Here is a 19,406-nt window from a genome sequence, read left to right as displayed (position 1 = left end):
GTTGTTTACAAAGGTCGGTCTGTTTTGGCAGGGCTTACCCGCACTGCAAAGCCTTCACTCGCAATCAATTACGTTTCTTCTTTCAACTCCGGCGCATCAAGCCCCGGCAACAAAATATTGGTAATCGGTGCATCGGGTGGTACGCCTAACATACGCAAACTGCCCGACATAATTTCCTGAAACACCGGGGCTGAAACGGTTCCGCCGTAATAACGATTCCCTACTGTGGAAGGCTCATCAATCAAGACCGCCACAATCAAACGCGGGTTGGATACGGGGGCAAAACCAATAAACGATACTTCGTACTTTTCTCTGGAATACTGGCCGTTCACAATCTTGCGTGCTGTCCCTGTTTTACCGCCTACCCGAAAGCCTACAATTTGGGCTCTTGCCGCTGTACCACCTGCCTGGGTTACGCTTTCCAGCATGTTTTTTACTAAATCTGCAGTTTGGGCCGAGACCACTTGCTTACCCGGGCTTGGAGCCACCATCTTGGTAAAGGTGATCGGCTTCATTTCGCCATGATTGGTAAATACGGTGTAGCCCCGCGCCATTTGCATCAGGCTTACTGAAAGACCGTGACCAAAAGACATGGTGGCCTGCTCAATCGGTCGCCAGGTTTTCCAGGGCCGAACCCGGCCAAATGCCTCTCCCGGAAAACCACTATGTGTTGATGCACCAAAGCCGTAGTTATTAAAGTATCCCCATAATTCTTCACGCCCCATCATCAGGCCAATCTTGGCTGCCCCCACATTGCTTGAATGCTTCAGTACGCCCTCGGGGTTTAATGCGCCGTAATCTCTTGTATCTTTAAAAGTGGCTGGCCCTATCGTCATCCGCCCCGGCGAGGTTTGGATAATGGTTGTTGGCTTAATCAGCCCCTGCTCTAAACCTGCCGCCACAATAAAGGGCTTCATGGTCGAGCCCGGCTCGTAAATATCAGTCAGTACCCGATTGCGTTTTCTGGCTAAATCGACGCGTTCACGGCTGTTTGGGTTGTATGAGGGCAAATTGGCCAAGGCCAGTACTTCACCGGTTTTTGCATCGAGTACAACGGCAGCACCAGCTATGGCACCTGCGGCTTCGATGCCTTTTTTCAGTTCCCTGTAAACCAGATACTGAATCTTGCGGTCGATCGATAATTGCAATGTTTCGCCGTCTTTAGCCGGAACAATGGTTGAAACGTCTTCAACGATGTAGCCGCGTCGATCACGAATCACGGTGCGGCTGCCGGGTTTTCCCGCCAGCATCGCTTCACGGGTTAATTCAAAGCCTTCCTGCCCTTTGCCATCGATATCGGTAAAGCCCACGATATGCGCCATCACATCGCCCGCCGGGTAATAGCGGCGGTATTCAGTTTGCGTGTAAACACCCGGTACATTGAGCGCCATCACGGTCTTGGCATCGTTTGGCGACATATGCCGGCGTAGCCAGAGAAAATCGGGGCGGATGATATCGCCTTTGGTGTTCTTGCGAGAGATACTTAACTTCTTGGTAATCTCGTCTTCGCTTAGCTGTAATGCGCCTGCTAGTTTTTTGATTTCACTACGTGAAACCGGCACAGGGTCTTTATCTGATTTCGGCTCCCAATCTGTTGGGCGCTCCTGGCCTGCTGGCAACAGAGTCATCCCGCGTGGACTGGCCCAGATCGACTGCACAGGTGTTGAGATAGCCAGTGGCTCACCATTGCGATCGGTAATCATGCCGCGGTTGGAAGCTTGCTTCAGGTTGCGCATATAACGTGCGTCGCCTTGCTCCTGCAAAAAGCCCTCGTTCCACGCTTGCAAATACAGGCCACGGCCAAGTAGTACGGCAAACAGGGATAGCAAGAAACCGACTACCACCCATACCCGCCAGCGCTCTAGTGTGGGAGCGGGTGTTGCAAAACGCTGATGCCGAGATTGCCCGCCTGCTTGTCTGGGCGGCCTTGCTAATTTCATTCTGTCACCGGTTTGGCTACGCGTTCACCGTGCGGCAAGATCACTTGCGTGCGGTTTGGCCCCGGCACTTGCATGCCTAATTTTTGTGTTGCTTCTGCTTCAATACGCGAATGCATAGCCCAAGTACTTTGCTCTAGCTGTAATTGCCCCCACTCAACATCGAGTTTGCGGCTTAACACTTCTTCTTTTTGCAGTTCGCCATAAAACTTGCGGGCTTTATGCTGGCTGGTAATCAAAGCCAGCGCGCATGCAATTAAGATAACGAGCAAAAAAAGGTTTAAACGAGTCACAGAGCTATTCCTGTTCGCTCCGCCGTGCGCAAGATGGCACTACGGGCACGCGGATTCTCATCGACTTCTTTTTCACTGGCGCGGATTGGCTTGCCAATAATTTTGACCGGTGGCTCGGCAATATCAGCCGCACGCACAGGCAAGCGGGAAGGCAGCTTGTCGCCTTGCGCTGCATCTTGCAGAAAGCGTTTTACGATGCGATCTTCTAGGGAATGAAACGCAATCACCGAGAAGCGCCCGCCCTGATTCAGCATTTGCAAAGCCTGCGGCAGGGTTAGCGCAAGCTCCTCAAGCTCGCGATTGATGTAAATCCGTATAGCCTGGAAGGTACGTGTCGCCGGGTTCTGCCCCGGCTCGCGGCTACGGACGGCTGTTGCGACAATCTGGGAAAGCTGGCCGGTGGTGCAAATCGGTTCTCCCGTTCTACTCGCAACAATCGCTGCTGCAACCTGTTTAGCAAACCGCTCTTCGCCATAGTCTTTTACCACCTCTGCAATGTCTTTCTCATCGGCTAAGTTCAGCCATTCGGCCGCTGTCATGCCACGCGTTGTATCCATGCGCATATCGAGCGGAGCATCAAAGCGAAAACTAAAGCCACGGCTAGCGTCATCCAGCTGTGGGGATGACACACCTAAATCCATCAGCACGCCATCTACATACTCGATACCACGTAGGTTTAATTCTTTCTGCAAATTAACAAAGCCTTCGTGCACGATGGTGAAGCGCGGATCGTTAATGGTGGCTGCCTCAGCAATCGCCATTGGATCTTTATCAAAAGCAATCAAACGCCCGTCGGGACCTAGCTTGGAAAGAATAAGGCGCGAGTGGCCGCCACGGCCAAAAGTGCAATCGACATAAATGCCATTTGGCTTGATCGCCAGTGCGTGCACGGCCTCGTCAAGCAAAACGGTGGTGTGAATAAGCGTCAAAGCACGATGCCTTGTAAAAAGTTAATGTGGCCGTTGATGCCCCGCACGGCCTCTTCAAGGCGAATTGTATGAATCAGGGTCAAAGTACAATGTCCTGCATTTGTTTTGCCAAGTCGTCTGGACTGATCTCCATAACGGCTTGAACTTGGGCAGCCCAGCGGGCTTCATCCCATAGCTCGAATTTATTGCCCATTCCTACCAAGGCAACTTCTTTATCGAGGCCTGCCAGCTGGCGTAAACGAGGCGGAATTAAAATGCGCCCAGCGCTATCGGGTTCGATCTCTTCGGCATGGCCGACGATAAAACGGCGAATAGGCATCTGAGCGCCAGAAAGACGGTTAAGTTGATCGCGCACCGGCAACCAATCAGGTGAAGGATAAAGAAGTAAGCAACCCGATGGCTCAGCCGTAATGACTAATTGGTTAGCACAGTGAATCCCCAGCACGTCACGATGCCTGGCAGGAATTGCCAATCGTCCTTTGCTGTCGAGATTTAAAGATGCCACACCGCCAAACATGATGATTTACTCTTTGTAAGGGTTAAAACGACACTTTTACCCACTTTCACCCACTACTTCCCACTATAGAGTAAAAAAAAAGAGCGCACAAGCGCCCGTTTTTTAATTGTTCTTTTGATACAATCACTTAGCTGCAAAATATGTAACGTACATTTTTCACTTGTTTTATCTTGTATAAGCAAGCAGTAAACCAATTAAGTTAAAGTAAAACTTTAACTTAATTAGAGAATAATGCGCTTTTCCCCTTCTTTGACGACTGATTACGCCTCATGACAGAAAAATTACTAAATATCTGTTTACTAGGCTTGCTGGTTTGGGCACTTTGGCGGCGAATTAGCCCTGCTGTGCGCTTAGAAATAGACCGTACAATGAAGATTGCGTCGATTGTTTTGTTGATGGCAGCCGTTAGTGCCTTGTTTTTGCACATATATTGATGTTCGTTTTCTCTGTGTGGATGGATTCGCATGCATTCGGAGTAAAGTGTTTGGCAGAAGCAACTTCTCTTGCTGGGTAATCCGTCTCATTGCAGATAAAATGTGAAAGTCGCTGTCAGCAGCTGCTGTTCTATTCGACTAATTCCTATTGCCACTGGAGAACATCATGCTGATCCGTTCATCGACAGAAATATTACCTTCCGAAATTACCCCTGAAAGTATTTGGCTTAATCGGCGTCAAATCATGACTGGCGCTGCTGCCTTGGGGCTGGCCGCTGCTTTACCTGCACAGGCTGCGGGCGAGTTGGTTTACCGCAGTAGCCCTCTTTCTGCTAAAGACGATAAAAATACGTTTGAGCAAATCACTCAATATAATAATTACTACGAATTTGGTACGGGAAAAGATGATCCGGCTAAAGCCGCACATACTTTAAAAACCCGGCCTTGGAATATTGTGATTGAGGGAGAATGCGAAAAGCCGCGTACTTTCTCAATAGAAGAATTGCTAAAGATTGCGCCTTTGGAAGAGCGAATTTATCGCCTGCGCTGTGTAGAAGGCTGGTCGATGGTGATTCCTTGGGTGGGTTTCCCACTTTCTGAATTAATTAAACGGGTTAATCCCACGTCTAAAGCCAAATACGTTGAATTTATTTCGCTAGCCGACAAAGCACAGATGCCCGGCGTTGGCCGCTCGGTATTGGATTGGCCTTATACCGAAGGATTACGCATGGATGAAGCTATGCATCCTTTGGCGATTATGGCGGTGGGCCTTTATGGCAAAGTATTACCTAATCAAAATGGCGCACCGATTCGTTTGGTTGTGCCGTGGAAATATGGCTTTAAAAGCGCTAAATCGATTGTAAAAATCCGCCTTACCGAAAAACAACCGCAAACTTCATGGAATAAAGCAGGGCCAAATGAATACGGCTTTTATTCCAATGTAAACCCGGAAGTAGACCATCCCCGCTGGAGCCAGGCCACCGAGCGGCGCATTGGCGAATTCTTTAAACGCAAAACCTTAATGTTTAATGGCTACGGCGACCAAGTGGCGGGAATGTACAAGGGAATGGATTTGAAGAAGTTGTTTTGATGGATTGAAAGTCAAAAGGTCTGTAGACACAGAGAGCACAGAGTTAAAAAGCAGGACACGGAGAAAAAACTAGGCATAAGTGTAGATAACAGCACACTTACCCTAAAAGGTTTTCTCGGTGTGCTCCGTGTTCTCACCGCTCTCTGTGTCTACAGATCTTTTTAAGATTTTTAGATATAAAAAAACGGAGCCGCTGGCTCCGTTTTTTTATGCTGGCAATAATGCCTGCTTCATTTTGCTGAGGGCTTTGGCCTCGATTTGGCGGATCCGTTCGGCCGAGACATTAAATTCTGCGGCTAAATCATGCAGTGTTAAGGATGTGCCTTCGTCCGCTAGCCAGCGTGTTTCCACGATTCTGCGGCTGCGCTCATCAAGACTTGCAAGTGCCATTTGCAGGCCTTCGGTATGCAGCTTGTCTGTAGCACGGCGTGCCAAGGTGGCATCCGGTGCGCTGTCGTGATCCGCTAGCCAATCTATAGGCGCGTAGCCTTCGTCATCGTTGTCGTCGGCGATCAGGGAGATATCCTGGCCGCTCATCCGTGTTTCCATTTCCAGTACTTCTTCGCGCTTTACACCTAAATCGTCGGCAATTTTTTGCGCTTCAGAAGTGGTGAGTGCGGCAAAGCCGGGCTTCATGGAGCGCAGATTAAAAAATAATTTACGCTGAGCTTTGGTCGTGGCAACACGAACCAAGCGCCAGTTGCGCAGTACGTATTCGTGGATTTCGGCTTTGATCCAATGCACAGCGAAGGAAAATAGGCGTACGCCACGGCCGGGCTCAAAGCGTTTTACCGCTTTCATCAGGCCGATATTGCCCTCTTGGATTAAGTCTGCCTGAGGCAGGCCGTAGCCAGAGTAACCGCGTGCAATCGATACCACGACTCGCAGATGGGACATAACCAGTTGCTTGGCGGCCTCCAAGTCGTTGTCTTGGTGGTAGCGCTCGGCAAGGCTGATTTCCTCTTCTTGCGAGAGCATGGGTACAGTATTTACACGCTGGATATAGCTCTCGATGCTGTCGCCACCGGACAGAACGGGAAGTGTAAGTGCAGACGCCATGTTTAAATCTCTCCTAGCAAAAAACGCTTGCTGATTCTAGCACTTGACTTGAGAGAGTGCTAAGAAAAAGCAAATATTCAGACTTTTGATTCAATCACACTATGGGGGGACAAGGCACGGCAATTTTTCCTATCTGCTCAATAGCGTGAATTAATCGGTACTAATGCTAATAAAAATGCGGCTTGAGCTATTTTTAAATCATTTTGCCAAGGCTATGTAAATTGCCTTAAATGCCGCCATACCGCCAGCCATGCGCCGATAAACGTCAGGAGAATACATAGGCCACATACGATGGCAATGGTGATGAGATCAGGTGATAGCAGGGTAAATTTTTGTCCATAAGCCGTTGCCAAATCGCTTACCGCAGGGTTGAGGTGCGATAACATGCCACCAACAATAGCGCAGGCAACTAAGCCGCCCAGCAAGCCCTGCACCATGGCAAAGTAGACAAAAGGGCGGCGGATAAAGGCATCGGTTGCGCCGATCAGCCTTGCCACTTCGATTTCTTCTTTGCGCGTTAAAATTTGCATACGGATCGCGTTGCCGGTAATCAGCGCCAGTGCTGCGGCCAGTAGCACGGCAATCACTTCAAATAAAGTCTGGCCTAGCGCGAGCAATCTTTCCAAGCGATGTGCCCAAGCCGAATCGAGCTGAACTTCCTCTACGCCGGGGCGGCTGATCAGATCTTTTTGCAAGGCTTCTAAGGTGCTGGCTTGGCTGTCTTTGCTGCTTAGTACAAAGGCATCGGGTAGCGGATTTTCGCTCAACCCTGCTAACAGATTGGTCGCGCCAGATGAAATCTGCATTTCTTTAAGTGCATCGTCTTTACTGATAAAGCGGCTGCTGGCGATGCGAGGGTCTTTCTTTAATTGCGTTTTAAGCATGGCAAGATCTTCTGCCGTGGCGGTATCGCGCATAAAGATAGAAATTTGCGGCTCTACATGGATCTGGCTCGCCACACTGCTCAGGCTGCTAATAATCAGCCACAGCGCCAAGGGCAGTGCGGCGGTAATGCCAATCACCAAGAGATTGAGTGCGCTGGAGAAAGGGTGGCGAACCAAAGCACCCAAGGTGCGTGCTAAGGAGAGTAGATGAAGTCTGAACCAGTGTTTCATAGCGCCTCAAGCAGTAAATTGACCATTTTTCAGGCGCAGAATACGGCGGCCGTAATCTGCCATCAGGGTTTCATCGTGAGCAGAAATTACGATGGTGACGCCAACTTGATGAAAGGATTTAAACAGCTCCAGAATATCGTGGGCGTAATCGCGATCTAAATTAGCTGTTGGCTCGTCTGCCAGCAAAATAGCGGGCCGATGCACTACCGCACGGGCAATACACAGCCGCTGCTGCTCACCACCTGATAGCGAGATCGGGTTGAGTTTTTCTTTGCCAGCTAGGCCTACTTTATCAAGCGCGGCCAAAACGCGGCGGCGGCCTTCTCTATGATCAAAGCCAACGATATCCAGTGGCAGGCTGACGTTATCCAGAACGGTGCGATCAAACAGAATTTTATGATCCTGAAAAATCAGCCCCAGATGGCGGCGAATATAGGGTAGCGAGCTGCGATTCATTTTCGCCATATTCTGCCCGTTGACAACCACCGCTCCGCCGCTGGGCTTTTCTATGCCCGCAATCAGTTTGAGCAGCGTCGATTTGCCCGCGCCAGAATGGCCAGCCAAAAAAACCAGCTCGCCACTTGGAATCTCAAAGCTTAAATTCTTAACGGCATCAAAGCCGCCAGGATAACGCTTACTGACTTGCTGGAATTGGATCATAGAAGCCCTGTCTTTGTTTTCCACGAATACGCCAAGCTATAGGTTTTGAATCTGTAAAAACTGTGGTGAAAAAAAACTAAATCTTGAACCACTTCGGTCCCAGAGAACACGGAGTTACACGGAGAAAACCAAGGTATATATGAACATCACAAAGCCATTGATCAAAGCTCTGTTTATTGTTTCTCAGTGTGCTGCTTTAAAACTCTGTGTTCTCTGTGTCTTAAGATTCTTTTAAATTTACGCTTTCACCAGCACTTTGTTTTCGTACCGATTACCGCCGAACTCGAAGTATGTTACACCATGCTGAACAAAACCTTGGCGGGCATAAAAAGCAATTGCACGGTGATTGTTACTATTGCTACTTAGCCAGTAAGTACGAGAGGCGATGATTTCTTCGCAATAAGCCAGCAGCTTGCTGCCTAAGCCTTGGCTGGTAAAGACTTCTTGAACATACAGCGTTTGCAGCTCAATGGAGCCAAGCACGGGATGTTGTTCGGATGCAAAATCGATTTGAGCGAAAGCCACCAGATGATGATTGATTTCAGCGACCAATATTTGATACTGAGGATTGCTGATTAAGTCAGTGAATTTGGCGGGTGTAAATTCACTCAGCACATAAGCCGAAATATCCTGCCGAATGCCCTCAGTCGCATAGGTATGCAACCAAACCTGAATCGCCAGCGCCGCCAAGTTTTGCGCATCAGAGGCCGTAGCACAGCGTAAAACAAGGGAGTGATCCATTAACTTCCTACAATCAAAAAGATCTGTAGACACAGAGCTAGGAAGAGCACACGGAGCACACAAACAAGATGACTCCCGCTGGATGTTCTTGTTATTTGCTTAGGCAGCGAGGCGATGCGGAACAAGCTGCCGTTCCACACCCTACAAATTTATTTGTTTTTCATCGGTGTTCTCGCTTTTATGATCTCCGTGTCTTCTGTGTCCCAAGATTTATGGTTTTTAATCAAACAACGCATCCACATAATCTTTGGCAATAAAGGGGCGTAAATCGTCGATGCTTTCGCCCACGCCCACAAAGCGCAGTGGAATCGGGCGCTGTTTGGCAATTGCCGCGATAATTCCGCCCTTGGCTGTGCCATCGAGCTTGGTCAAAATTAAACCGGTTAGGCCCAGTGCATCGTCGAATGATTTCACCTGGCTGAGCGCGTTCTGGCCGTTATTGGCATCCAGCACCAGCATGATTTCGTGCGGGCCTGTTGGATCGGCTTTTTGTACTACGCGTTTTACTTTTTTGATTTCTTCCATCAAATGCAGTTGCGTAGGCAGGCGGCCGGCAGTGTCGACAATCACGACATCAATGCCACGCGCTTTGGCGGCGTTGACCGCATCAAAGGCAACAGCCGCAGAATCGCCGCCATCCTGGGCAATCACTTGCACGCCATTGCGCTCACCCCATACCACCAATTGTTCACGCGCGGCAGCACGGAAAGTGTCCCCAGCGGCGAGGAGTACGCTCAGCCCCTGGCCTTGGAAATATTTAGCCAGCTTGCCGATGCTAGTGGTTTTACCCGCACCATTTACACCCGCTACCATCAAGATAAAGGGCTTATGCGTGCTAACATCCAGCGGTTTTTGCAAGGGGCTGATTAAATCGGTGAGGGAGCTTTGTAATGCACCTTTCAGCTCTGAGCCATTTTTAAGCCCGGCAAGGCTTACGCGATTTCGCACATCGCTGAGCAAATGCTGTGTTGCATCGACGCCCATATCGGCGGTCAGCAGCACGGATTCTAGCTCTTCGTACAGATCTTCATCAATCTGCCCGCCGCCAAACAGCCCCGCCAAGCTTTTGCCCAAGCGATCTCGTGTTTTAGAGAGACCCGCTTTTAGCCGCTCTGCCCAAGATTGCTTGGCTTGTGGCTGCGCGACTTCAATAATGGCAGCAGGAGCAGGAGCAGGAGCAGGAGCAGGAGCAGGAGCAGGAGCAGGAGCAGGAGCAGGAGCAGGAGCAGGAGCAGGAGCAGGAGCAGGAGCAATGGCCTCGGCCAGCGCTGCTTCTTCAACAATCAGCGGCTCAGCGCTTGCCGCTTCAATGGCAATTTCAGCTACGTCAACAATAGGCGTAGCTGCGTGATGAATGGGTGCCGTGTCGATTTGGACAGGCTCTACCACCAGCGGTGTTTCTGGGGTGACCGGTGCAACCGGCTTTTTTTTGCGAAAAAAACTGAACATGAGTTTGCGGGTATTCCGAAAGATGGCGGAAAATGCGGGCAGCTTGTCGATAAGTCTGCGTTAAAAAAACCTTATTAGGCTTTTTTAACAGGCTGCCGAGCTATTTAATTACAGATTGCTAGGATTTTAACATGGCCGCACAGTTCAAAAACCAGGTTCGTATTATTGGCGGTGACTATAAACGCCGTTTATTGAAGTTTCCTGACGCAGAAGGCTTGCGCCCAACGCCTGACAGGGTACGTGAAACGCTCTTTAACTGGCTGGGCCAAGAGTGCACTAATCTCACTTGCCTCGATCTTTTTTCTGGCAGCGGCGCGCTGGGTTTTGAGGCAGCATCAAGGAATGCCAAGCGTGTAGTGATGGTAGAGCGCGCTAAAAACGTGGCAATGAGCTTAAAAGAAAATCAAACTTTGCTGGGTGCAAGCAACATCGAAGTGATTTGGGGCGATGCACTGCGCTTTTTAGACACGACTGCTGAGCGATTTGACGTGGTGTTTTTAGACCCACCTTTTGCTTCAGATTTTTTAGCACAAGTATTACCAAAACTACCACGCATCTTAAATGCAGGGGCTGTGATTTATGCAGAGACAGCCAACTGGCCGGATCGGGAAGGTTGGGAAATCGTCAAAGAAGGCCGGGCAGGGCAAGTAAAATATGCCTTGCTGCGTGCGGTGGTGCAGAACTAAATCTTACTCCCATATCAAAACCCAAATCTTGAACCACGGAGCTCACTGAGAACACGGCGTTTCACGGAGAAACCTTGCGTAGGTTTTTCTCCGTGGCTCTCTGTGTTTTCCTTTTTCTCCGCGGTTTAAAATTTGGGTGTTTCTATAAGCCTAAGCTTGGTTTTCTTTACTCTGCTGCTCAATCAGCAGCTGGGTAAAGCTTTCTGCGCTCATGGGTTTGTAGCAGTAATAGCCTTGAATTAAGTGACAGCCTAATTGCGCCAGGTAATCGGCTTGGGCTTTGGTTTCTACGCCTTCGGCAATCAGCTTTAAGCCTAGATTAGTAGCGATATCAATAATGGATCGGACAATCGCCGCAGAGTGCTGGTTATCAGGCAGGGCTTGCACAAAAGATTGATCAATTTTTAAATAATCAATTGGGTAGTGCTGTAAATAAGCCAGATTAGAATAACCTGTGCCAAAGTCATCGAGTGCCAAGCTAAAGCCACTATTATGTAATTGGTTAAGCAGGGTGGATTGTCCGTTTCCCATAAGCAAGCTTTCGGTGAGCTCTAGCTCAACTAATTCAGCAGGGATTTTGTGATAGCTTAAAATAGCACCCAGCTCATCAGGAAGCTGAGGCTTAAATTGCAAGGCAGATAAATTAATCGCTAGTCTGTTTAATTTTAAGCCTGCTTTTTTCCATTCGGCAATTTGGCTAATTGCTTCATTCAGTACCCAGCTGCCAATGGCCACAATCAGCCCGGTTTCTTCGGCAAATGGAATGAAGTTTGAAGGGGGGATCATGCCTTTTTGTGGGTGACGCCAGCGTATCAATGCTTCGGCTCCCATTACTTTTTTGCTGGGCAGATCAATTTGTGGTTGAAAGAATAATTCGAATTGATTGCGATCTAAGGCGTGATGCAGCTCGGCTTCGAGTTTGATCCGGTCTAAGGAGCGGCGATTCATTTCGCTGGAATAAAAAAGGTAATTTTGATTGCCTTTCTTTGCCCGATGCATGGCAACGGTGGCATTATTAATCAGTATTTCGGCATCATAGCCATCGTCTGGATAAATGCTGATACCAATATGGCTTAGTAACACGATTTCTTGATTCTTTAAATAAAAAGGCGCTGCGGTTGATTGTAATATGCGACGGGCTACTAAGATTGCATCTTCTCTTTGCTCGATCTCAAATAGTGCAATATAAAATTCATCGCCGCTAAAACGCGAAACCACATCTTCTTCGCGTAATGCCATCCGGATACGCTGGGCTAATTCTGCAAGCAAGGTGTCTGCCGCTGCATGGCCAAAAGAATCATTAATATTTTTGAAGCCATTGATATTAAAACAAAGCAAAGAGCCATGTTTTTTTTTGCGTTTGGCCTCTGCTAAAGATTGTGTCAGTAATGAAAACAACATTGCCCGGTTGGGTAGATTAGTGAGCGTGTCGTAATAGGCTAGCTTATGAATTTTTTCTTCGGCCTGACGTTTTTCAGTGAGATCAGAAAACATTGCAAAATAGTGGCTGGGGCTGCCGTTGTTTGTTTGTACTGCGCTAATGCTTAGCCATGCCAGAAATGCTTCGCCATCTGAGCGGCTGTCCCATAATTCGCCTTCCCAATGGCCCATGGCTTTAAGTGTGTCTTTTATTGTTCTGGAATTATATTTCTTGCTTAAAAAGCTAGGAACGGTGCCCTGCACTTCTTGAGCTGTGCGCCCCGTTATTTTTAAATAAGCATGATTCACGCTCACAATCAGCCGTTTATGATCTGTAATCACAATGGCTTCGCGGGCATGTTCAAAAATACGGGTATAAAGCCGGCTGCGTTCTTCATTGGCAAGTTGCTTGCTGATATCCCGCACATAAGCAATGAGCCTTGTGGGTAGGCCGGCTTTATTGCGCACGAGGGTGAGGTGTAAATGGGCCCAGAAATCGCTGCCGTCTTTGCGCCGCCGCTTCACATCCATTTCGGCATGGCCATGGCTGATTACTTCATTAAAAAAGTCTTCTTCGCCTTGGCCTTCGGCATCGGCGTATAAAAGCAGGATATGTTTGCCTAGCAATTCATCTGCGGCATAACCAAACAGCAATTCGGCACCACGATTCCAGCCGGTGATATAGCCTTCTAAATCCATGGTAATCAGCGACGCTTCAAGTGCCGCGTAAATGCCGGAGTCGCTGTTTAGCTCGTTATTCATGCGCCACCTGATGCCAGTAATTTTCTGACCCAGTGGCAGGCGTTCACTTCTGTTTGTAACCACGTGGCAGAGCAGGTATCAGGCAACAGGCTGGCAAGCAGTGTATTGTCGCCTGCTTCTATTGCGGCGAGGGCACGGATGGCATTGCCTAGCGGCCCTTCCCCTGCGAGCAGCCCCGTGCTGAGCTCCGGGCTAAGCGGTAGAGGGCCAAGGATTTCGGCCAGCGGCTGGCCAAAAAGCCGATCAAGTAAAGACAGCATGCCCGCCATAAAAGCAGCATCAGGTTTTATGTCGGGCAGCGCATCACTACCGGCCCAAGCTTCTAAACGTTTGGCGCGTAGTGCCGCCAGCAGAAGCAGCGGTGGTGTGCCACTATCTGCGCCAAATTGCTCGGCATAGAGTAAAAGCTGCAGCCAGCGTTGTAATTGGCGTCGGCCTAAAATGGCAATGGCCTGCCGCAAGCTTTCGGCATGTGCGCCGCCACCGACTGCTACCGAATTCACTAGCCTTAATAAACTAAAGACCAGTTGGGGCGCTTTGGCGATGACGTTTTCGATGGCTGGCGTATCTGCATCACTGGTGATCAGCCCTAATAATTCAAGTAATACCGGCTTGCTGGGGTTGGGGCGGCTATCGGGTTTTTGTGGCGCTAAGAGCCAAGTGCCGCTTAGCCATACTTTAGGAGGGAGCTGACTGGGCAGGGTGGTGATTCCAGCAATCAGGCCGGGGTCTTCGCTGGGGGCGGTTAGCAATCTGCGCGCGGTTTGGGGGTGAGGCAGCGCCAGCTCATTATTATTGAGCAGCATCACAAAGGGATGCGGCTCGGGTAAATCTGCGGGCAGCGTACCATCTAGGCTTTCCCATAAACAGGGGAGCTTTGCCAGTGCAGAGTCAGTTAGCATGGGAGAGAGCAAGATAAGCTGTGCGGCTTCTGCGTGGGCGCGCACAGCAATCCATTGGCATTCTGTATTCCAAACGGGCTCGAGTAGCATGATATGAACACGGCATGATGACTCTTCACCCTAGCTCTGCCCGAAGCTTGGGGCAAGGAGTCATTACTTTGTCAAACTCATTAGTGGCTTACCTTTCCATTGCCCTCTTGAATTACTTGGCTTCTGTATAGACTCTGGCTTCTCTTGGCGTAAGAAATACCGTTTCACCTGTTTTCCATTGTCCTTCTTGCTGGCGCTCGCGGGTGAGCTCTATTTCTACGATATCGCTATTAGCTGTTTCTACTTCCAGCCTAACCGTTGCACCCAAAAGCCGTACATGGATAATCTGGCCTTCGATGGCTTTTTCATTCGCCACGCGGGATAGATCAATTTCATGCGGGCGTACATAAACAGTAGCTGCCGAGCTGTTTGCATCGGGCGCCGCAAAGCGAGTGCCGCCGACTTCTGCCCAGCCTTCGTGCACACGGCTATGGAAAAGATTTACATCGCCTAAAAACTGATACACAAACGGTGTGGCAGGGGTGTCGTAAACCTGCTCTGGTGTGCCAATCTGTTCGATCTGGCCTTTATTCATCACTACCACGCGATCGGCCACTTCCAGCGCTTCTTCCTGATCGTGGGTCACAAAAACGCTGGTGATATGCATTTCATCGTGCAGGCGGCGCAACCAGCGGCGCAGCTCTTTTCTAACCTTGGTATCGAGCGCGCCAAAAGGCTCGTCCAGCAGCAAGACTTTAGGTTCTACCGCCAGCGCTCGGGCTAAGGCAATCCGCTGTCTTTGCCCGCCTGACAGCTGAGCCGGGAAGCGATCTGCCAGCCAATCGAGCTGCACCATATTGAGCAGAGCATGGACTTTTTCTTTAATCACAGCTTCTGAGGGGCGAGTTTTCTTGGGGCGAACGCGCAAGCCAAAGGCGACATTTTCAAATACTGTCATATGGCGAAACAGCGCGTAGTGCTGGAATACAAAGCCGACTTGCCGCTCTCTGACATGGGTATCGGTTGCATCTTCACCATGAAATAAAATCTGCCCCTGATCTGGCGTTTCAAGGCCCGCAATTACCCGCAGCAGCGTTGTTTTTCCGCAGCCAGACGGCCCAAGCAGCGCCAGCAGCTCGCCTGAGTTCACTTCTAAATTCAGATTATCCAGCGCGGTAAAAGCACCGAAACGCTTGGCGATGTTTTTGACTTCGATACTCATATTGAATGCCTTTTGATATTGCGTAGCAAAACCCAAATCTTGAAACACAGAGGACACGGAGTTTCACAGAGAAAACCTCAGTTGGTGGTGCAGGGAGCTAAGCGACTCCCAACTTCCTCAACATCCCGATTTACTCCTCAACCGCATGTCGTCGATCTGCTGCGGCCTGTTGCTCCCCCCGCCATTCCACATAGCTTTTTGCGGCAAGGGTTAACAGGGCAAGCAGCGCTAGGATCGAGGCGCAGGCGAATGCGCCGATAAAGTTGTATTCGTTGTAAAGAATCTCTACATGTAACGGCACGGTATTGGTCATGCCGCGAATATGGCCGGATACCACCGATACCGCACCAAATTCGCCCATGGCGCGAGCGTTGGCCAGAATCACGCCATAGAGCAGGCCCCACTTGATATTGGGCAGCGTTACCCGCCAAAACATTTGCCAGCTGGATGCGCCCAGCACGATGGCGGCTTGTTCTTCGTCCGAGCCTTGCGCTTCCATTAGCGGAATTAGCTCGCGGGCAACAAAGGGAAAGGTGACAAAAATAGTCGCCAGCACAATGCCCGGCACAGCAAAAATGATTTTGTAATCGTTTTCAATCAGCCAAGGGCCCCACCAGCCTTGTGCACCAAACATCAGCACATAAATCAGGCCCGCTACAACAGGGGACACCGAAAACGGCAGATCAATCAGCGTGGTTAAAAAGCTTTTGCCACGAAAATCAAAGCGGGCAATCGACCATGCTGCGGCAATACCAAAAATCAGATTGGCAGGCAGCGAAATCGCCGCAACGATCAGTGTGAGCTTGATGGCTTGCAGCGCATCTGGCTCAACAAGGGCCGCCAGATAAAGCCGCCAGCCCTGACGAAAAGCTTCGATAAACACCGAAGCCAGTGGAATTACCAGAAAAACACCAATAAATAGCAGGGCAAGGCTGGTGAGCAGATAGCGCACGGTGCGGCTTTCGGTGGTGACAATGGAGCGTTGAATTGTTGAAGCCATTATCTATGCCCCTCTGTGCTGGGCCTAAGCCGTCTTGCAATCTTTATTGTGGTGGAGATGTGGTGTATTGAAGCCATTATTTACGTCTCCCCAGTCTTTTGGCGGCCCACCACTGCAAGCCATTAATTAGCAGCAGCAGGGCAAAGGACACCACCAGCATCACTACGGCAATGGCGGTTGCGCCCAGATAATCGTATTGCTCCAGCTTGGAAATAATCATCAACGGGGTGATTTCTGAAACAAAGGGCATATTGCCAGCAATAAAAATCACCGAGCCATATTCGCCAATCGCCCGGGCAAAGGCCAGCGCAAAGCCGGTTAACAGTGCAGGCAAGATGGTGGGGAAGATGACTTTGTAAAAGATCTGCCAACGCGTCGCACCCAAGCTGCAGGCGGCTTCTTCCAGCTCGTGTTCCAAATCTTGCAGGACGGGCTGCACGGTGCGCACCACAAAAGGCAGGGTGACAAAGGTTAGTGCAATCACGATGCCGATGGGGGTGAAGGCAATTTTGAAACCCAGTGGCTCCAGATATTGGCCGATCCAGCCGTTAGGCGCGTAGATGGTCGCCAGCGCAATCCCCGCCACGGCGGTGGGTAGGGCAAAAGGTAGATCGACCATGGCATCGATAAAGCGTTTGCCATAAAACTGATAGCGCACCAGCACCCACGCCACCAAGAGGCCGGTAAACAGGTTAATCAGCGCGGCGAGCAGGGACGCGCCAAAAGTCAGCTTATAAGAAGCCACCACACGCGGCTCGCTGATAATCAGCCAGAACTGCTCCCAACTGAGCGAACTGGTTTTGATTAACAGGGCAGAGAGCGGCAGCAGGACGATGATCGATAAATAAAACAGCGTGTAGCCAAGGCTTAAATTAAAACCGGGCAACACGCTTGGCTGTTTGAAGCGCATGGTGAATCCGATGGGGGTTGGGTCGGGGAAAAAGTTCTGTAGACACAGAGCTAAACGAAAACATAAAGAACACAGAGAAAACCTTTTATTGTTTTTCTCCGTGTGCTCTGTGTTCTTTCTGTTCTCTGTGTCTACAGATCTTTTTGAATACGGACTACTTAGCGCTTAGCAATGCTTGCTGCGATCTGGTCGTAAATTGCGCCGTCGTCAAAATGGGTTTTTTGGGCTTTTTGCCAGCCGCCGAATTCTTCGATGGCGAATAATTTAATCGCCGGGAATTGCTTGGCGTATTTGGCGGCAATGGCTTTGTCTCTTGGGCGCAGATAGTTTTGCGCGGCGATTTCCTGGCCTGCGGGGCTCCACAGGTATTTCAGATATTCCTCGGCCTGTTTGCGTGTGCCTTTTTTGTCGACCACTTTATCGACGATGGCGACTGGTGGCTCGGCTTCGATGGATACGCTGGGGTAAACCACTTCAAAATTGCCACGGCCAAATTCTTTGGCGATCATTTCGGCTTCGTTTTCAAAGGTCACCAAAACATCGCCAATCTGGCGCTGCATAAAGGTGGTGGTGGCGGCGCGGCCACCTGCATCCAGTACGGGGATGTTTTTAAATACGCTGGCTACAAATTCACGCGCTTTAGTATCGTTGCCACCCGGCAATTTTGCGGCATAGCCCCATGCTGCCAGATAGGTGTAGCGGCCATTGCCCGAAGTTTTTGGGTTGGGCACGATCACGCCAACGCCGGGTTTTGTTAAATCATTCCAGTCTTTAATGCCTTTCGGGTTGCCCTTGCGCACGATCAGCACTTGCAAGCTGGTAAAAGGCGCTGCGTCATTCGGTAGACGTTTGGCCCAGTCGGCAGGCAATAGCTTGGCTTTATCCGCGATGGCGTCGATATCGTTGTGCTGATTCATGGTCACCACATCCGCCTGTAGGCCATCGATTACCGAGCGCGCTTGCTTGCTGGAGCCGCCGTGTGACATTTGCAGGGTGATGTCTTCGCCTGATTTGGTTTTCCAGTATTTGGCGAAGGCTGGGTTGTAATCTTTATAGAAATCACGCATGACATCGTAAGACACATTCAGCAAGGTGCTGTCGGCAAAAGCGGGCAGGGTGGTGCTGAGGGCGATGGCAGCGAGCAGGCATTTAAGACGCATGATGATTCCTAGCTAAGGGCAATAGGCGTGATTTTCACGCAGCTTGCGTGTATTTAACAAAGACTATTGAGTGTTATTTAAATAACTAAAGGTGTTTGTTTAAGTATTTTGGTTCCGCAAGGAAGTATCCTTGTAAGAAATCTGCACCACTTTCTTTAGCGATTGCCAGTTGCCCGGCGCTTTCTATACCTTCGATCACGATTTGGCTTTCGATGCCGTGTAGCATTTCTACCAGCTGATCCAGTAATCGCTGCGCCTTACTATTGCCCTCTGCCGCGTGGATGAGCGCTTTATCTAGTTTTACAATTTCCGGAGCTAAAGAAAGCAGGCGGCTAAGATTGGCGTGGCCATAATCATCAAGCGCAATCCGGTAGCCGCGCTGCCGATAATTACGCACCGCGCGGATTAGGTCTGCTTCTTGCGCATCCGGAATCGCCGCCTCAATGATTTCTAGTACCACATTGCTTGGTTTTAAGCCCTGATCTTGCAAAATGCGCTCGAACGTTTCGCCATGTTGTTTTTCAACGGCAATCAGCAGCTCAGGGTGCACATTGAGAAACAGTGTTTTGCCTTTTTGTGGCCCCGCAAGGTGGTTCATTAAATGCAGGCTGCGGCACAGGCGATCAAAGGCCACGAGGCATTCGCCACGGGAGGCACTTTTAAAAACTTCTTCGGGTGAAATGGCTTTACGGCGAATGCTGGCGCGCAGCAGGCCTTCTTCGCCGATGATGGTTTGTGCATCTGCTGCAAAAATAGCTTGAAACACGCTGGTGAGCTCCAGCCCCAGTGCCTTCACCACGATGCCGCGCTCTTTGGTATAGGCAAACTGGGCACTAGGCCAATCGGCAAGGGTATCTTCGGGCACATGCAAAGTGCCGCTGGCATGATGGATAGTGGCTGACATGGTGGGCTCTTTTAATGAGGGCCGTGCTCACTTGCATGATGGCGTGAGCGCGGCAGTAAATCTTTGTGCCCATATGAATCAAGTTAGGCATTAGTCATAGGGTTGCCACACGTTTGCAAATATTGAGTTATCGTAGAGCGGGTGAAACCCGCCCACCAGAACATGCACCGGATGTTGGCTTAACTTG

At 50.0% G+C, this 19,406-nt stretch carries 19 protein-coding genes; 3 read left to right on the top strand and 16 right to left on the bottom strand.

Going from position 1 to position 19,406, the window contains the following annotated elements; genetic code table 11:
- Positions 1–68: 68 nt before the first annotated feature.
- The 4 genes from VN23_RS16185 to mraZ all read right to left on the bottom strand — a co-directional run bounded on the left by VN23_RS16185 (position 69) and on the right by mraZ (position 3,676).
- Entirely contained in the window at positions 69–1,940 is a 1,872-nt protein-coding gene (locus VN23_RS16185) for a peptidoglycan D,D-transpeptidase FtsI family protein (RefSeq protein WP_046352532.1), read from the bottom strand.
- Entirely contained in the window at positions 1,937–2,230 is a 294-nt protein-coding gene (ftsL, locus tag VN23_RS16180) for a cell division protein FtsL (protein WP_046352533.1), read from the bottom strand. The genes VN23_RS16185 and ftsL overlap by 4 nt, the downstream gene beginning before the upstream one ends.
- A complete protein-coding gene (rsmH, locus tag VN23_RS16175; RefSeq protein ID WP_046352534.1) occupies positions 2,227–3,159 on the bottom strand; it encodes a 16S rRNA (cytosine(1402)-N(4))-methyltransferase RsmH in 933 nt (310 codons plus the stop codon). Before rsmH ends, ftsL begins: the two co-directional genes overlap by 4 nt.
- 79 nt (positions 3,160–3,238) lie before the next feature.
- Positions 3,239–3,676: a division/cell wall cluster transcriptional repressor MraZ gene (mraZ, locus tag VN23_RS16170; protein ID WP_046352535.1), complete on the bottom strand. Its 438-nt coding sequence runs from the start codon at positions 3,674–3,676 to the stop codon at positions 3,239–3,241.
- Between the two features lie 269 nt (positions 3,677–3,945).
- Here mraZ and VN23_RS22490 point away from each other — a divergent pair, with 269 nt between their 5' ends.
- Entirely contained in the window at positions 3,946–4,110 is a 165-nt protein-coding gene (locus VN23_RS22490) for a protein MIGRI (protein ID WP_442905405.1), read from the top strand.
- A 166-nt stretch (positions 4,111–4,276) separates the two neighbouring features.
- Positions 4,277–5,200: a protein-methionine-sulfoxide reductase catalytic subunit MsrP gene (msrP, locus tag VN23_RS16165; protein ID WP_046352536.1), complete on the top strand. Its 924-nt coding sequence runs from the start codon at positions 4,277–4,279 to the stop codon at positions 5,198–5,200.
- 207 nt (positions 5,201–5,407) lie between these two features.
- Here the strand turns inward: msrP and rpoH are convergent, their stop codons facing one another.
- The 5 genes from rpoH to ftsY form a co-directional block, all read right to left on the bottom strand.
- The gene (rpoH, locus tag VN23_RS16160; RefSeq protein ID WP_046352537.1) at positions 5,408–6,259 is read right to left on the bottom strand and encodes an RNA polymerase sigma factor RpoH; all 852 of its coding nucleotides are present in this window, start codon (positions 6,257–6,259) and stop codon (positions 5,408–5,410) included.
- Positions 6,260–6,471: 212 nt separating this feature from the next.
- Positions 6,472–7,374: a permease-like cell division protein FtsX gene (gene ftsX / locus VN23_RS16155; RefSeq protein WP_046352538.1), complete on the bottom strand. Its 903-nt coding sequence runs from the start codon at positions 7,372–7,374 to the stop codon at positions 6,472–6,474.
- A gap of 6 nt (positions 7,375–7,380) precedes the next feature.
- On the bottom strand, positions 7,381–8,034 hold the full coding sequence (gene ftsE / locus VN23_RS16150; RefSeq protein ID WP_046352539.1) for a cell division ATP-binding protein FtsE: 654 nt from the start codon (positions 8,032–8,034) through the stop codon (positions 7,381–7,383).
- A 237-nt stretch (positions 8,035–8,271) separates the two neighbouring features.
- A complete protein-coding gene (locus tag VN23_RS16145) occupies positions 8,272–8,775 on the bottom strand; it encodes a GNAT family N-acetyltransferase (protein ID WP_046352540.1) in 504 nt (167 codons plus the stop codon).
- A gap of 219 nt (positions 8,776–8,994) precedes the next feature.
- A complete protein-coding gene (ftsY, locus tag VN23_RS16140) occupies positions 8,995–10,224 on the bottom strand; it encodes a signal recognition particle-docking protein FtsY (RefSeq protein WP_062654923.1) in 1,230 nt (409 codons plus the stop codon).
- Between the two features lie 131 nt (positions 10,225–10,355).
- Between ftsY and rsmD the strand changes: the two genes are divergently transcribed.
- Entirely contained in the window at positions 10,356–10,910 is a 555-nt protein-coding gene (gene rsmD, locus VN23_RS16135) for a 16S rRNA (guanine(966)-N(2))-methyltransferase RsmD (protein WP_046352542.1), read from the top strand.
- Between the two features lie 150 nt (positions 10,911–11,060).
- On the opposite strand, the gene VN23_RS16130 is transcribed toward rsmD, so the two are convergent.
- The 7 genes from VN23_RS16130 to VN23_RS16100 form a co-directional block, all read right to left on the bottom strand.
- Positions 11,061–13,091: a putative bifunctional diguanylate cyclase/phosphodiesterase gene (locus VN23_RS16130; RefSeq protein ID WP_052746658.1), complete on the bottom strand. Its 2,031-nt coding sequence runs from the start codon at positions 13,089–13,091 to the stop codon at positions 11,061–11,063.
- The gene (locus VN23_RS16125) at positions 13,088–14,083 is read right to left on the bottom strand and encodes an HDOD domain-containing protein (protein ID WP_052746659.1); all 996 of its coding nucleotides are present in this window, start codon (positions 14,081–14,083) and stop codon (positions 13,088–13,090) included. The genes VN23_RS16130 and VN23_RS16125 overlap by 4 nt, the downstream gene beginning before the upstream one ends.
- Before the next feature lie 112 nt (positions 14,084–14,195).
- Positions 14,196–15,245, bottom strand: coding sequence for a sulfate/molybdate ABC transporter ATP-binding protein (locus tag VN23_RS16120; RefSeq protein ID WP_046352543.1), 1,050 nt, complete (start codon positions 15,243–15,245; stop codon positions 14,196–14,198).
- 130 nt (positions 15,246–15,375) lie between these two features.
- Positions 15,376–16,245, bottom strand: coding sequence for a sulfate ABC transporter permease subunit CysW (gene cysW / locus VN23_RS16115; RefSeq protein ID WP_046352544.1), 870 nt, complete (start codon positions 16,243–16,245; stop codon positions 15,376–15,378).
- A gap of 76 nt (positions 16,246–16,321) precedes the next feature.
- On the bottom strand, positions 16,322–17,155 hold the full coding sequence (gene cysT, locus VN23_RS16110; RefSeq protein WP_046352545.1) for a sulfate ABC transporter permease subunit CysT: 834 nt from the start codon (positions 17,153–17,155) through the stop codon (positions 16,322–16,324).
- Between the two features lie 158 nt (positions 17,156–17,313).
- On the bottom strand, positions 17,314–18,315 hold the full coding sequence (locus VN23_RS16105; RefSeq protein WP_082752807.1) for a sulfate ABC transporter substrate-binding protein: 1,002 nt from the start codon (positions 18,313–18,315) through the stop codon (positions 17,314–17,316).
- Positions 18,316–18,400: 85 nt separating this feature from the next.
- Complete coding sequence (locus VN23_RS16100; protein ID WP_052746660.1) at positions 18,401–19,219, bottom strand: EAL domain-containing protein; 819 nt, start codon at positions 19,217–19,219, stop codon at positions 18,401–18,403.
- Between the last annotated feature and the right edge of the window lie 187 nt (positions 19,220–19,406).

This window comes from Janthinobacterium sp. B9-8 (assembly GCF_000969645.2).
In the GTDB taxonomy this organism is placed as follows: domain Bacteria; phylum Pseudomonadota; class Gammaproteobacteria; order Burkholderiales; family Chitinibacteraceae; genus Iodobacter.
This window is presented reverse-complemented; position numbering and strand designations above follow the sequence as displayed.

What these genes read in the sequence shown, in the direction of transcription:
- VN23_RS16185 (WP_046352532.1), bottom strand. Translation starts at nt 1,940, where the DNA reads ATGAAATTAGCAAGGCCGCCCAGACAAGCAGGCGGGCAATCTCGGCAT.
- mraZ (WP_046352535.1), bottom strand. Translation starts at nt 3,676, where the DNA reads ATGTTTGGCGGTGTGGCATCTTTAAATCTCGACAGCAAAGGACGATTG.
- VN23_RS22490 (WP_442905405.1), top strand. Translation starts at nt 3,946, where the DNA reads ATGACAGAAAAATTACTAAATATCTGTTTACTAGGCTTGCTGGTTTGG.
- msrP (WP_046352536.1), top strand. Translation starts at nt 4,277, where the DNA reads ATGCTGATCCGTTCATCGACAGAAATATTACCTTCCGAAATTACCCCT.
- rpoH (WP_046352537.1), bottom strand. Translation starts at nt 6,259, where the DNA reads ATGGCGTCTGCACTTACACTTCCCGTTCTGTCCGGTGGCGACAGCATC.
- ftsX (WP_046352538.1), bottom strand. Translation starts at nt 7,374, where the DNA reads ATGAAACACTGGTTCAGACTTCATCTACTCTCCTTAGCACGCACCTTG.
- ftsE (WP_046352539.1), bottom strand. Translation starts at nt 8,034, where the DNA reads ATGATCCAATTCCAGCAAGTCAGTAAGCGTTATCCTGGCGGCTTTGAT.
- VN23_RS16145 (WP_046352540.1), bottom strand. Translation starts at nt 8,775, where the DNA reads ATGGATCACTCCCTTGTTTTACGCTGTGCTACGGCCTCTGATGCGCAA.
- ftsY (WP_062654923.1), bottom strand. Translation starts at nt 10,224, where the DNA reads ATGTTCAGTTTTTTTCGCAAAAAAAAGCCGGTTGCACCGGTCACCCCA.
- rsmD (WP_046352542.1), top strand. Translation starts at nt 10,356, where the DNA reads ATGGCCGCACAGTTCAAAAACCAGGTTCGTATTATTGGCGGTGACTAT.
- VN23_RS16130 (WP_052746658.1), bottom strand. Translation starts at nt 13,091, where the DNA reads ATGAATAACGAGCTAAACAGCGACTCCGGCATTTACGCGGCACTTGAA.
- VN23_RS16125 (WP_052746659.1), bottom strand. Translation starts at nt 14,083, where the DNA reads ATGCTACTCGAGCCCGTTTGGAATACAGAATGCCAATGGATTGCTGTG.
- VN23_RS16120 (WP_046352543.1), bottom strand. Translation starts at nt 15,245, where the DNA reads ATGAGTATCGAAGTCAAAAACATCGCCAAGCGTTTCGGTGCTTTTACC.
- cysW (WP_046352544.1), bottom strand. Translation starts at nt 16,245, where the DNA reads ATGGCTTCAACAATTCAACGCTCCATTGTCACCACCGAAAGCCGCACC.
- cysT (WP_046352545.1), bottom strand. Translation starts at nt 17,155, where the DNA reads ATGCGCTTCAAACAGCCAAGCGTGTTGCCCGGTTTTAATTTAAGCCTT.
- VN23_RS16105 (WP_082752807.1), bottom strand. Translation starts at nt 18,315, where the DNA reads ATGCGTCTTAAATGCCTGCTCGCTGCCATCGCCCTCAGCACCACCCTG.
- VN23_RS16100 (WP_052746660.1), bottom strand. Translation starts at nt 19,219, where the DNA reads ATGTCAGCCACTATCCATCATGCCAGCGGCACTTTGCATGTGCCCGAA.